Origin of the sequence: Paenibacillus faecis (assembly GCF_008084145.1) — a bacterium.
GTDB lineage: Bacteria > Bacillota > Bacilli > Paenibacillales > Paenibacillaceae > Fontibacillus > Fontibacillus faecis.
In genome coordinates this window covers 415,105-428,640 of sequence record NZ_VSDO01000003.1, presented here as the reverse complement: position 1 = coordinate 428,640, position 13,536 = coordinate 415,105, and the positions used below count along the sequence as shown (strand labels likewise).

Annotated in this window: 11 protein-coding genes; 9 read left to right on the top strand and 2 right to left on the bottom strand. The window is 56.2% G+C overall.

What is annotated here, in order from left to right:
- The first annotated feature begins 450 nt into the window (after positions 1 to 450).
- Positions 451 to 1,014: a class I SAM-dependent methyltransferase gene (locus FRY98_RS15385; RefSeq protein WP_225039130.1), complete on the top strand. Its 564-nt coding sequence runs from the start codon at positions 451 to 453 to the stop codon at positions 1,012 to 1,014.
- 406 nt (positions 1,015 to 1,420) lie between these two features.
- Here FRY98_RS15385 and FRY98_RS15380 read toward each other — a convergent pair whose 3' ends face one another.
- A complete protein-coding gene (locus tag FRY98_RS15380) occupies positions 1,421 to 2,182 on the bottom strand; it encodes a DeoR/GlpR family DNA-binding transcription regulator (protein WP_148453502.1) in 762 nt (253 codons plus the stop codon).
- 352 nt (positions 2,183 to 2,534) lie between these two features.
- Between FRY98_RS15380 and FRY98_RS15375 the strand changes: the two genes are divergently transcribed.
- The 6 genes from FRY98_RS15375 (at position 2,535) to FRY98_RS15350 (ending at position 8,829) form a co-directional block, all read left to right on the top strand.
- The gene (locus FRY98_RS15375) at positions 2,535 to 3,590 is read left to right on the top strand and encodes an ABC transporter ATP-binding protein (RefSeq protein ID WP_148453500.1); all 1,056 of its coding nucleotides are present in this window, start codon (positions 2,535 to 2,537) and stop codon (positions 3,588 to 3,590) included.
- A complete protein-coding gene (locus FRY98_RS15370) occupies positions 3,587 to 4,465 on the top strand; it encodes a carbohydrate ABC transporter permease (protein WP_148453498.1) in 879 nt (292 codons plus the stop codon). The genes FRY98_RS15375 and FRY98_RS15370 overlap by 4 nt, the downstream gene beginning before the upstream one ends.
- A gap of 147 nt (positions 4,466 to 4,612) precedes the next feature.
- Positions 4,613 to 5,353 (top strand): carbohydrate ABC transporter permease, encoded by a 741-nt coding sequence (locus FRY98_RS15365; RefSeq protein WP_148454517.1) that lies wholly within the window; start codon positions 4,613 to 4,615, stop codon positions 5,351 to 5,353.
- 54 nt (positions 5,354 to 5,407) lie between these two features.
- Positions 5,408 to 6,745, top strand: coding sequence for an ABC transporter substrate-binding protein (locus tag FRY98_RS15360; protein WP_148453496.1), 1,338 nt, complete (start codon positions 5,408 to 5,410; stop codon positions 6,743 to 6,745).
- A gap of 36 nt (positions 6,746 to 6,781) precedes the next feature.
- The gene (locus FRY98_RS15355) at positions 6,782 to 7,567 is read left to right on the top strand and encodes a glycerophosphodiester phosphodiesterase family protein (protein WP_225039129.1); all 786 of its coding nucleotides are present in this window, start codon (positions 6,782 to 6,784) and stop codon (positions 7,565 to 7,567) included.
- 53 nt (positions 7,568 to 7,620) lie between these two features.
- A complete protein-coding gene (locus FRY98_RS15350; RefSeq protein ID WP_148453494.1) occupies positions 7,621 to 8,829 on the top strand; it encodes a sn-glycerol-1-phosphate dehydrogenase in 1,209 nt (402 codons plus the stop codon).
- 45 nt (positions 8,830 to 8,874) lie between these two features.
- Here the strand turns inward: FRY98_RS15350 and FRY98_RS15345 are convergent, their stop codons facing one another.
- Entirely contained in the window at positions 8,875 to 9,474 is a 600-nt protein-coding gene (locus FRY98_RS15345; protein ID WP_148453492.1) for a YkoP family protein, read from the bottom strand.
- A 282-nt stretch (positions 9,475 to 9,756) separates the two neighbouring features.
- Here FRY98_RS15345 and FRY98_RS15340 point away from each other — a divergent pair, with 282 nt between their 5' ends.
- Both FRY98_RS15340 and FRY98_RS15335 read left to right on the top strand, forming a co-directional pair.
- On the top strand, positions 9,757 to 12,372 hold the full coding sequence (locus tag FRY98_RS15340; RefSeq protein ID WP_148453490.1) for a DUF2339 domain-containing protein: 2,616 nt from the start codon (positions 9,757 to 9,759) through the stop codon (positions 12,370 to 12,372).
- Positions 12,365 to 13,534, top strand: a complete 1,170-nt coding sequence (locus FRY98_RS15335; RefSeq protein WP_148453488.1) for a hypothetical protein — start codon at positions 12,365 to 12,367, stop codon at positions 13,532 to 13,534. The genes FRY98_RS15340 and FRY98_RS15335 overlap by 8 nt, the downstream gene beginning before the upstream one ends.
- The last annotated feature ends 2 nt before the right edge of the window (positions 13,535 to 13,536 follow it).

Here is a 13,536-nt window from a genome sequence, read left to right as displayed (position 1 = left end):
GGGAGGAAATCCCGTTAATTTGAGGGAACCACCGGACAGAACAGCACGCTCCGCTCCGGAAGTTCGAAGCAACTCAGTTGAAGGATAAGTTAGTTGAGTAATATGATGATTGGCCTGCGGTATTTAGATACGGTAGGAAGTTGAAGCAAGCTTGTGCTTGGACGGGCTCGGCCAAGTCAAAATCGGGGCCAGATGCGGTTATATTAGACCAAGGGCGTCTCCTGGTGAACGAGCTATCTGACCTCTCCCCTGGCGAAATAAGGCTCATTCCGGCATCTATTTCTCCTGCGAAGCCGAATCGGGCCACAATAGCTTCCAAAAAGGCCACTATCACGACGGCGGCCGACGTGTGCCGGAAAGCTGCCGTCGTCGGCAGGGAGCGGGCATGTTTTCTCTCCTTCCGCTTCCTTTGCATTCCTTGTAAAATGGAGCAAAGGAGACTAAAAGAGGATGACAACCACGGCAACCATGAACTCCATTTTATCCGCTGCTTTTATCGTGCTGTTCCTGCTGGCCGCCGGCTCCATTGTTTATTCCAGCTGGCGGAACGGAATTTCGCCGATGCCGACATCTCCGGCGGTGCGGCGGCAGGTAGTCGCCGAGCTGCAGCGGATCCCGGCGGCCAAGGTGATGATCGAGGCCGGGTCGGGTTGGGGAACGCTGGCTTTGGAGGCGGCCAGGAGCCGGCCTGACCTGCAGGTCATCGGGATCGAGAATTCTCCCCTGCCTTGGGCGGTGTCTCGTTGCTTGGCGCGTTGGGGTTCTTTTCGGAATGTAATGTTTCATAAAAAGGATCTTTATACGCATCCGTACGGGGAAGCCGATGTTGTGGTCTGTTATCTGTATCCCGGTGCCATGACCCGGCTGGACGAAATTTTTCGCCAAGGGGTGAAACCGGGAGCTCGGATTATCAGTATTTGTTTTGCTCTTCCCGGCTGGACGCCGGAACGGGTGGTCACCTGCGGGGATCTGTACCGGACGAAAATATACGTGTACCGTTCCAAAAATTATTGAAATGACCGGGAAGTCGCCGAGATTAATGTTAGGGCTGATCCGTGATCCGAGACATATCCGGTGAATTAAAAAAAGTAAAGAAGCGGGTCCAGGATAGGGCTTTTCCAATACGGCATTTGATGCCGCGGCGGGAAGGCCCTTATTTGCCATTTAACCGCAAGAGGAGGCTACCTAGCCAAAATACATGCAAAAGTGCAGGTATTTTAGGCCGTGCAGGGCCCATCCCGGCAAAAGGATGCATACGTGCAGGTATTTATCCCGCATTGCGGGCAAATCGCGATTCCCGCCGCAGAAGCCTGCGGATTTGCAAGAATTCTCAAATCTCAAAGCTTGATCAGTCTTCGTGCTACCCCTTTCCTCATCCTTACTCCCTCTCGCTTCCCCCGCTCTCGCTCGCCTAGCTCCCTCATACCTGATACACCGTGATCCCCCGATCCTTAAACGGCTTGACGTCGTATTCGGAAGCTTCGGTTCCGGTAATGAGCGTATGAATCGCGCTGTTCGGCGCGACGGTATGCAGCGACAATTTGCCGATTTTGCTGTGATCGGTGACGACGATGATTTCCCCCGCCGCGGCGATCATCCCTTGCTTAGCCGGGACCAGCAGCGCCTCGGGATGCATCAGGCCATATTGGGGATGCAGGGCCGGCGTGCCGATAAAGGCCTTTTCCACATGCAGGGACTTAAGCACATGATCGGTGAACATCCCGTTCAGCATGTAGCTGGAAGGGTACAGCTCGCCTCCGGAGAGGATGACCTTAACGCCCGAGGCGTCCCGAAGCTGGACCGCTACGTTCATATCGTTGGTGATGACGGTAATATCGGTCCGGTTCACCAGATGAGTCGCAATATGCAGGGTGGTCGTCCCCGAATCGATGATGATATTTTCCCCGTCCTCGATGAGGGAAGCGGCCATTTTGCCGATGCGCATTTTTTCCTCCAGATGCTGGTGGGTCCGTTCGTGAAAAGAAGGCTCATCGCGCGTCCACTGCTCCATGATGACCCCGCCATGCGTCCGCTTGAGCAGTCCTTCCTGTTCGATCTCCGCCAGGTCCCGGCGGATAGTGGCTCCATGAACCTGAAATTCCTTGGCCAGATCGGCCACGGTCGCCGTTCGGTATTGCCGGACATACTCCACAATTCGTTTTTTTCTTTCCGCTGCCAGCACGCTGGTTCATCCTTTCGGGCAGGAATGGCGCATTAGAAATTCAAGATGCGTATCCCTGCGCAATTCTGCTCATGGGGGGCTTGAGTTAAGTCCATTCTGCGCCAGTCGGTCCCAGGGCGAGTCGTTTACATTCTCCTTCATTATAGTAAAGGAAGAACATCAAGCGGGTGTTAAATGGACCGCTCTCCAGGCAAAGTTTTCCCGGGAAATCATTACATCCGCTTGATATCCGGCTAATACTACGCAAATGAACCGGAATTACAATCGAATTAAATGCAAATGAGCAAAAATGATCAATAATTGTTCATTTTGTGCGCATTTGGAATGAAGTTATCAATGAGGGGGATGGAACTTGGCATCCATACAATTTGTGGACGTATCGAAGACGTTTGATAAACAGGCCGTGATCCGCGACCTGAACCTGACGATTGAGGACGGCAAGTTTACGGTGCTCGTGGGGCCGTCCGGCTGCGGCAAAACGACGCTGCTCCGCATGATCGCGGGGATCGGCCCCCACACGTCGGGCCGGGTCCTGATCGATGGAAAAGATGTTTCGCGGATTCCTCCCGGCCAGCGCGGAGTGGCGATGGTGTTTCAGAACTATGCGATCTACCCGACGATGTCGGTCCGGGAAAATATCGAATTCGGCCTGAAGAACAACAAGGTGCCCAAAGCCGAGCGGAAACGCCTCATCGAAAGTATTTGCGAAACCGTCGGGCTGGCCGAATATCTGGACCGCAAACCGTCGGATTTGTCCGGCGGCCAGCGTCAGCGCGTCGCCTTGGCCCGCGCCATGGTCAAGAAGCCGTCCGTCTTTCTGATGGACGAGCCGCTGTCCAACCTGGATGCGAAGCTGCGGGTGCAGATGCGCATCGAACTGATCGAACTGCACAAGAAGCTGGGAACGACCTTCGTCTACGTTACCCACGATCAGGTCGAGGCGATGTCGATGGCGGATACGATCGTGCTGATGAACAAAGGGGAGATTCAGCAGGAGGCCGCGCCCGAGGCGATCTATCATCAACCGAACAACCTGTTCACCGCCCAGTTTATCGGCGTCCCGCCCATGAACATCGGGGAACTCGGCACGGAGGGGGCCCGGTTCGGCTTTCGGCCGGAACATGCGGTGTTGTCGCGGCAACTCCCGCCCGAATCCGCCCTCCACTACCAGACGCGCGGCACGATTATTACCCGGGAGATGCTTGGATCGGAAACCATTTATCAGATCCGTTCCGGTTCGGATTCGTTTATGGTGAAGTCCGCCGAGGATCTGTACCGCGTCGATGAGGAAGTCTTCCTGGGGGTGGACGCGTCCAAACTGCATTTTTTCGGGGGAGATGAGCGTCGGCTTGAGTCTAGTGATCCCCGAGCGGCCGGTTACCTGGAATTGCTGCGGAGGCGGCCATGAACAGAAAGCCGATCTGGGAAGCCCTTCGTCCTTACGTCCTGATTGCGCCGGCCATGGCGGGCATCGGCATGTTTGTCGTCTACCCGGTCATCTATCTCGTTTACCTGAGCTTTCATAAATACAACCTGATGAACAAGGCCAAGAGCAAATTCATCGGTTGGGACAACTTCACCCAGCTTTTGACCCGCGGGGATTTCTATAAAGCGCTGGGCAATACGGCCGTTTACACCTTGGGCGTAGTGGTGCTGACGATGCTTCTGTCGCTGTTGATCGCGGTCTGGCTGAACAAGAAAACCCGGTTTAACGCGGTGGTTCAAGCCGGGATTTTTACGCCCCATATCGTATCGATCGTGTCCGTGGCATTCGTTTGGATGTGGCTGATGGAGCCGGACCAGGGCGTGCTTAATTTTGTGCTGAGATCGCTCGGCATCCCGGCCTCCGACTGGCTGCAGAGCTCCAAAACGGCGATGATCTCCGTCATCATTGTTTCGGTTTGGCAGAGCATCGGCTATTACGCGCTCATCATCGTCGCCGCGCTGCAAAGCATCTCGCCGAGCATCTACGAAGCGGCGGCTTTGGACAATGCCAGCAGGTTTAAAGTGTTCACGAAGATCACCCTGCCGCTGATTTCGCCGCAGTTGTTCTTCATTCTGATTATCATGACGATCGGGTCTTTTAAGGTGTTCGATACCGTGAAAATCATGACCGGCGGGGGGCCTAACGGAGCCACGGATACTTTGGTCTATTACATCTACGGGTTCCGGACGACCAATATCGGCTATTCGGCGGCCACGAGCGTCGTGCTCATGCTGATCATCGGCCTCCTGACGTTCGTTTACTTCCGGCTGCTGGCCCGTAAGGTGCATTACCAATAATCCGGACTGCCCAATTTTAATGCTGAGAAGAGAAGGAGATCAACCGTGAACACATTGGATTCTTCCTATTTCAACTGGTTAAAATCAGCGGTCGGCATAGCCTTTAAAATCGTCATCCTTGCGGTATTTATCTTTCCGTTTTTGTGGATGATTTCAACGTCGCTGCAGACGTTCCGGGAGACGCTGGCATTCCCGCCGACCTGGATTCCCGCCGTACCGCAATGGGGCAATTTTGCCGAAGCGATGCGGGCCGGCCCGTTTCTCACCTATGCCAAAAATTCCCTGATCATTACCGTATCGATTATCGTGATCCAGTTTGCCGTGATGATCCCGGCGGCGTACGCCTTTGCCAAATACCGGTTTGCGCTGAAAAACGTTCTGTTCGGCCTGGTGCTGCTCGCCTTCATGATCCCTGGACAGATTACGTTCATCCCGGTCTACCTGATGATGGCGGATATGGACCTGATTCATACGCTGTGGCCGCAAATCATCCCGTTTATGTCGAACGCCTTCGGAATCTTCCTGCTGCGCCAGTATTTCATGCAGATCCCCGAGGAGATTATCGAGGCGGCCCGCCTGGATAACGCCGGGGAGTGGAAGCTCGTGCGGAAAATTATGATCCCGATGGCCAAGCCGGCGCTGGCGACGATCGCCCTGTTCAGCTTCGTCAGCCATTGGAACGAATATTTTTGGCCGCTCGTGATGACCAACTCGGCCTCGATTCGTCCGTTGACCCTGGGCATTTCCATGCTGCGCGAAACGGAAGGCATCAGCAACTGGCACATCATTATGGCCGGCAATGTCGTACTGGTCATTCCGATTCTGATCGTCTATCTGTTCTGTTCCAAGCAGATCGTCAAGGCTTTTGTGTACTCGGGGATTAAGTAGTTTATTAATCCCCTCAAAATACAAACCAAAACTATACACTGGAGGGAAATCGGAATGAAAAACAAGGGAGTACTGCTGCTTACGTTAACGCTGGTGCTGGGGCTGCTGGCGGGCTGCGGAGGAGGCAGCGGCGGCGGAAACGCCGGAAGCGGCGCCAAAGGCGATCCGGCTTCCGCGAACTCGGCGGGTACGGCGGATGCGGCGGCGTCCGGAGGGAAGACGACCGTGCAGTTTTGGCATTCGCTCGGCGGCAAGAACGGCGAGTATATGGACGCGCTGATCCAGCGGTTCAACGAGTCCCATAACGACATTGAAGTCGTCGGCACCTACCAGGGCGGTTATGACGAAACCGTAACGAAGCTGCAGCAGGCCGTGGCTTCCGACACGGCTCCGGATGTGACGATGCTGGAGCGGGCTTATGTGCAGATGTTCGCGGACTCGGAAGTGCTGGAGGACCTGGCGCCCTATCTGAAGGGATCCGGGATAAGCGCGGACGACTTTACCGCCGGTCTGATGGGACATTCCTATTTCAACGATCAGTTGGTCTCGCTTCCTTTAAACCGCTCCACTCCGATCCTGCATGTGAACAAAACACTGCTGGACGAGCAAGGACTGAAGGTTCCGACAACCTGGGAAGAGTTGAAAAACGCGGCGAACGCCCTGGTTGTCAAGGAAGGTAACGAGTACAAACGCTATGGCTTAACGATGCCTTACGACACCTGGTATCCGATCGCCATGATCTCGCAATCCGGCGGCCGTTTTTTTAATGAAGAGAGTACCTCCGTCGGGTTTGTCGATAACGGCGTAGGGCAGGAAGTGTTCGGTTATTTGAAGGAGCTGCAAGGTACCGGGGCGCTTTATTATCCGCCCGCACAGGATTCCGGCAATATCGTAAACTCGATGTTCGTGGAAGGAAAAGTGGGCATGATGTTCCAATCGACGGGATCGATCGGCGGCTTGAGCAGCTCGGTGGATTTTGACTACGTTACGGCCTTCCTGCCGAAAAACGATCAATTCGCCAATCCGACCGGCGGGGCCAATGTGGCGATGCTGGCCGGTTCGAAGAACAAGGAAGCCGCTTGGGAATTCATCCGCTGGATGGAGACGGATCCGCAGGGAGGGCTGCAATTCATTTTGCAATCCGGGTACCTTCCGTTCACCAAGCAAATGGTGGAATCCGCCGAAATGAAGGAGCTATGGGCCAAGGAACCCAACCGCAAGGTAGCCTACGACCAGCTGCAATACGCCGTGGATACGAATATGGACGTGGCCTGGCCGGAAGTGATGCACGAATTCTTTTCCGCGATTGAAGCGATCATGTATGACAGTAAGGACATCGCCGCGACACTGGACACGTTTAAAAAAGAAGCCGAACGGATTCTCGCCGAGTAAGCGGGAATTCGGCGCCACATGAGAGGAGTCGTAAGGATGAACATGGAACAATGGCGAACCGAAGGCGCGTTTATGATCGCGGGACACCGGGGGTATAAGGCGGCTTACCCGGAAAATACGCTGCTGGCGTTCAAGGAAGCGATGGATCGGGGCGTTGACATGATCGAATTCGATCTGCGGCTGTCCAAGGACGGGACGGTGATGGTGATCCATGATGCGACGGTCGACCGGACGACCGACGGCACCGGTCCGGTAGCCGAGCTCACCCGCGATGAATTGAAGCGGCTGGATGCCGGCGGGTGGATGGGTCCGGAGTTTGCCGGGCTGCGGATTCCTACGCTCGAGGAATTGTGCGACCTGCTGCAAGCTTACCCGGAGATGCTGCTGAACGTGGAGATCAAACCGGCACAAAACGCGGCAAGAACGGCCGACCTGGCCATCCGGTTGCTCGATCGCTACGGCTATCTGGAGCGCTGCGTATTCACCTGCTTTGACGCAGCGGTATTGACCTATATCCGCGACGAGTACGGGTTTAAGACGCAGGGCTTCCCCGGTGAGCTGATGAGCGGCTTCGTCCCCGGGGAGGACGGGACCTATTCGAAGATGTGGGCCGTCGGCCTGGAAATGAAGCTGCTGACGCCCGAGCGGGTTCGCGAGTTCCAAGACCGGGGGATTCTGGTCTGGAGTTACTGCCCGGATGACGAGCAGCAGGTCCGCTACAGCCTGGAGTGCGGGGTGACGGGGATGACCTGCAATGAGCCGCTGCCCGCATTGGCTCTGCGCACGAACCATGGGATGCCGGTAAACCCGGTGAAGGCTTAATCCGAAACGGGGAATACCGGAAACCATGAGCTTACGACAGAAGAAGGGACTAGATGATGAAGAATGGATATCAAGGGCCGGTAGAACAGGCGGGCTCACAGCCGGCCGCCGAAATCGACCGGATTTGCACCGAAACGGGGGCGATCGCGAAGCTGCCCCTCTACCTGGAGGAGAAAGGCTTCGAGCGCGCCTCGCTGGTGGTGGACCGCACAACCTATGAAGCGGCGGGGCGGGGATTGGAGGCAGCGGTATCCCGGACAGGGATTCGGGTGCATACGACGATCATCCTGCCGGATGCGGAAGGGGATGTCATTGCGGACGAGGCGTCGATCATCCAACTGATTCTGGATATTCAGAATCATGGCGCGGAGGTGGTACTGGCGGTCGGGGGCGGCACGCTTCATGATATTTGCCGATATTCGGCCTACACGGCGGGAATCCCCTTTATTTCAATACCTACGGCCCCCTCCGTGGACGGGTTTAACTCCAAAGGGGCCCCCATTATTGTACGCGGCGAAAAAAAGACGATTCTGGCGATCGGCCCGCTGGCGATTTTCGCGGATCTGGACATTTTGGTGCAGGCGCCTTCGCGCCTGGTTGCGGCCGGTTTCGGCGATATGTTGGGCAAATACACCTCTTTGTTCGACTGGAAATTTGAAGCGGTCGTAACGGGCGGGCTCTACTTGGAGAAATCGGCCGAAATGACGCGGGCTGCGCTCGAAAGCTGCGTGCGGGCGGCGGAATCGATCGCCGCGCGCCAAGAAGACGGCATCCGTACGCTGATGAGCGCGCTGGTCGAGTCCGGCCTGGCGATGCTGCTCTTCGGGCAGTCGCATCCGGCCTCGGGGGCGGAACACCATCTCTCCCATTATTGGGAGATGGAGTACCTGCGGCTCGGCAAGCGCCAGCTCCTTCATGGGGCCAAAGTCGGCGTGGCCTGCATGGAGATTTCGCAGCTGTACCGCCGCATCGCCCATGAGGGGCCGGCTCCCTGGATGCTTCGGGATGGTTTCATGAATCCCGAAAAGGATGCCGGGCAAACCATCGCCGCGCGCTGGGAGGAGATCTGCCGGGAACTCGGGCGGATTCCCGAGCCGGAGCAATTGACGGAGCTCCTGGCCGCGGCCGGCGGGCCGGTTTCGATAGCGGAGCTCGGCGTCTCCTCCGAATTGCTGGCGCGCAGCCTGCGGGAGGCGCACCGGGTCCGGCCCGGGCGCTTTACGCTGCTCAAAGCTTATAATGAACGGGCGACGGCCCGTTAAAAGGGGATCGCTTGGCGGAGGTACCCGACCTTTATTGACGCCGCCTTATCCCGTTTGCCTCACCGGGGAGAACCGCCGCAGCAGGGCCTCGCGGGACATGACCAGCCGCAGGGGGACCAGCTTCTCGGCATGCGGGGCGATCCGCCCCCGGTTTCGCGGATGGAAGACCGAGAGCAGCAGGCGGAGATAGGAGGTGGTGAGCGCGCGGAACGTCCCCTGTTTCAGCGGATGGGTTTCAAAACCCAGGCCGTGGGTAATACCTCTATGCAGCAGCGTGATGCCTTGAAGCGCTTTGACCTGCCCCAATTTGGGGTGGGTCTTTATTTCGGAGCAGATTTCCCGCATCGAGCAGCGGAGAAGCCGGGCCACGCGCAGGGCGACCTGATTGGCGTTCTGGCTCCGCAGCATATTCAGAATGATCCGGTTGTCGAGATGAAGCTCGCCGACCCAGTCGCCCGAAACGATTTGCGTTCCGTCCTGACAGTCGATCACCGGACCGCGGTATTTGGTCACGAACATTTTGCATATCCCGTAATTTCCGGAATACAGGGATCTCGCCCGGCTCCACCGTTCAAACCCCCGCTCCCAGCCCATCCATACATATTGAATCCACCTTTTGAAAAAAGGAGTAGCCGCCGCTTGCATCGGAAGGACAACCTCGCTTTCCAGAGTTCCATAATTTAGTGAACGATCGCTTTTCAGTATAACGATTGGCCGAACCCGTGAAACCCGGCGGACGTCGTGAACGCATCCAGACCGAGGTCCAGTTTCGAAACTGGACCCCGGCATTGTCCGGGCCGGACCCAGGGACTTTGGAAGCATTTTTGGGGGCGAAAGACCGATGGGAATCAACTTATTGTAAAATAGGAGAGATTGCCGCTTTATCAAGCGGAAACTTCTGGAAGTCACTGTACATGGAGGAAAGGAATGAAGGATTTTAGAGATCGGCTAAATGATATCAAGAACGCGCAGCACCGGCTGGCGCAGGAGTATGAAACGCTGCTGGCCGAGTACGAAAGCCTGGGCGAAATTGCCAGGGAAAACGAAACGCTGCGGCAGCAGTACGGCGATTTTCGGCGGCGGGTAGAGGAATTGGAAACCCGGCTGAATGAACTTGAACGGGAAAACGGCGGGCTCCGGGCAGCGATGTCCGGACAGCAGCCGGGGGAAATTCCGCCGCCGTCGCCCGGCAAATTGTCGCACCAGAGGCTCGAGGCGCATTTTTCCGCGGCGCATCAAGGGCATCAGAGCCGGTTGGATGCGATCGAGCGGGGGGCAAAGGAGCGGCTCCGCCAGTTCTATGAGCAGGCGGAAAAATACCTGGAGGCGGATCAACAGGTCATCGCGGCGAAGCTGGCGCAGTTTGAGGAGGAGCTCAGCCACCGAATGGCGGCTCATCGGCAGCATGCGCTGGAGGCAGAGCGCCGGATCCTCGGTCAAGCCGCGCAGGCTTATGCCTCGCAGCCGTCGCTCGCAGCCGGACCGGCCGTTAACAACCCGGCCATGGCGGCTCCGCCGATGCCCGGGCCTCAGGCCGAGAAGAAGCGGGATCGGCTGGAGATGAAGATCGGCCTCAACTGGATCAACAAGCTGGGGATTCTGCTGATTCTGTTCGGTGTGGGCGCTGCATTCCAATATTCTTTTTCAAACTGGTTCAACGGGTACGCGAAGGGAGCGTCCTTCTTCCTGCTCGGTCTCTTGATGCTGGGCGGCGGGGAATGGCTGTTCCGCCGCAAGCAAAAAACGTTTGCCCTCGGCTTGCTGGGGGGCGGGATTTCCGTGCTGCACGGCTCGGTGTTTTACAGTTATTTTTTGCTGGATATCATCGGTTTGACGACGGGACTGGTCCTTTCCGTGCTGGTTACCGCGGCGGCCGTGTTCTTGGCCCTGAGGTACGATTCCCGGACGATTTGCGCCTTCGGGCTCGCGGGCGGGTACCTGCCTTTGTATTCTTATATGATTGCGTTTGGTCTGCAAGAAAGCACCGTATATGCGGCGATGGGCTATTTGCTCTTGCTTAACGCTTCGATTCTGGCGGTTTCCTTCCGCAAGCGGTGGCTCGTGATTCAGTACATAAGCTTCGCCCTGCACATGGCGACCATGGTGATTCTTATCGCCATAGCGGACAACACGGCGGCGTGCATGGTCTATTCGATCATCGCTTTCCTCATGTATCTCGGCATTACGCTTTACGTGCCGTTCAAGTATGGAACGAAGCTGTCCTGGTGGGATTTCAGCCTGTTGGCCCTCAATATGGTCATCAGTTGCAGCATCTTGTACGAACTGCTGGAGATTGCCGGCTGGGACGCTTGGCGCGGCGGGCTGGCGCTGCTCTTTTGCCTCGCCAATCTGGGGCTTGCCCGGTTGTCGCGCAAATATCTGCCGCAGGAAAAGGAAACGCGCCTGTTGTTCTATGTGACTTCACTTACGTTTTCCCTGCTGGTTGTTCCGTTCCAGTTCGGCATTCGCTATATGTCGCTGGCTTGGCTGGTTGAGGGGCTGCTGCTGTCGGTCATCGGCCATCTTTACCGTTACAAGGGGCTGGAACGGATCGGCTGGGGAATTATCGGCCTTTGTGCGGGCGCCTTTATCCTCATCGACTCGATGATCAGTCTGTTCGGCTTCGATTCGCTGGATTTCGCCTGGAAATATACATTTATTTCCCTGGGGCTTCTGGCGCACACGTTATTTTATGCCTTCCGTCTGCAGGATGAAGGGGATGCCCGGCGGTACAACCCGGCGGATCGGTCGATGCTCCGTACGATAAAATACGCCGCGTTAGTGAATATCTGGCTTTACCTGGTTTACGAGACGGGCCGGATTTACAATCATGTTATGCCGGTATGGTCGGATCTCTACGAGTTTTACAGATTGCTTCTGATCACTGCGGTGACGCTCGTCTTGGCCTATGGTTTCTCCAAGGCTTCCTTCCTGCAGGATCGGTTCGTCAAAACCTATGTCCGGTTCCTTTACGGCATGGGATATCTGGTATGCGTCGCGTTGACGATGACGGTCCCGGCTCTGCAAGAGGTGTCTCATTACAATTCGGCCCAAAACTATATCTCCATTGTGATTTTGATTGTGTTCAATCTCATGGTGTTCTTCAGCGGCCGCGACCTGATCTCCGGCTTGCTGGAGCCCCATCCGAAGCAGCGGGAATGGTATCCGATCATTCTGGGGGTATATCTGCTTGGAATCATTACAGCCTTCCTGGCCGTCCAGTTCCATTTGGGCGATATCGGCTGGCTGTTCAGTCTGGTGTACTTGCTGCTGGCGATCGGTTATATCGCCTACGGGTTCCGCTATAAGTATTTGCACATCCGGCGTGTCGGTTTGGGACTAACTTTGCTGGCGACCGGAAAAATGCTGCTCTTCGATCTGGAATTGATGACGACAGCCAGCAAAATCGCTGCTTATTTCAGCTTCGGCATGGCCTTGCTGGGAATATCCTTTATTTACCAGAAGGTATCGAACAAAATGGCGGCGGAGGAAGCCGAACAAGCGAAGCCGTGGGAGGAACGGGAGGAGACTCATCGTGGTTAGGAGCTTCAAGTCAAACTACGGGCGTTGCATTCGCTCTTTGCTCGTTTTGTTGCTGCTTCCGGGGGCCGTGCTTTTGGCGGCCGGATGCTCGCAAGTTCAGGAAACGAAGGGGGAGGCCGCTGCGAACCGGGCCGCGGTCCCTGTGTCCGGTACGGTTCAGAAGGTGGAGGGAACCGACGCCGGGGTGAAGGCGGAGCCGTCTCCCGTTGTGCCCGGCCGGTATTTGATTGCCGGCTACAGCCCGGCTAATATGGGTGAGGCCAAAGTCGAGGCTTTGCCGGAGAGACGGGACGGATATCACTTGAGCGTATCCGTAGTCAGAGGCTACAGCCACCATAGCGGATCGCTGGAATTCGATTTTGTCTGGGATCCCGAGATGTCGCTATATAAGCCGGTTGAATCGGAGTATAAGGATATTACTTTGAAGTTTACGGAGAACTCGTTAACCTTGGATTATCCGGGCAAAGAGTACGGCGGCTTGAATGCCGAACCCAAGGGGACTTACTATTTGTCGAGTGCGAGCGGTGCGGACGCGCCGTTCCTGACCCGGCTGTACGATCTGGTGGATCTGAAGGCCGCGTACCGGGGAGGGAATAGCGAGGTGTTTTTCTATGAGCTGGACGATACGCGGAAATTGCTTCTGATACGTTCTTACGGGACCGAAGATAAGGAAGTGGTCAGTGAGGAGCACTTGGCGCTACTGGATACGGCATCGGACGAATTGAAGAACCTGGGGGAAGCAGCCCCTTATCAGGTGGCGGATAACCGCGAACGACTGAAGTCCTTGGGAGCGGATGAGGACCTGATCTATCAGGTGCTCCGCAAAACGTATTTCGACCGGCTGCTTGAACTGGAGATGAAGAAGTTTGATGCTGGAGAACCGGGATTCCGGGACGACGAGAACTACAAGTTGAGCGAAAAAGAAGCGTTCTATATCGCAACCGGTATGGAGGGGACGACCCGTTACACCAAGAACATGCGGGATCAGAACGATATCGGATCGATCTTCATCATCGAGGTGGACAGTGCGGATAAGAACGTGGTAACCGTCCATTTCTATGAAGCCGTCCGCAACAGCGAAGAGGATGAGCATACCGCTACCAGCGACTGGCTCGAGGTGAACCGCTCCACCGGCAGAGTAAGCAGCGATTTGTTTGACTGATA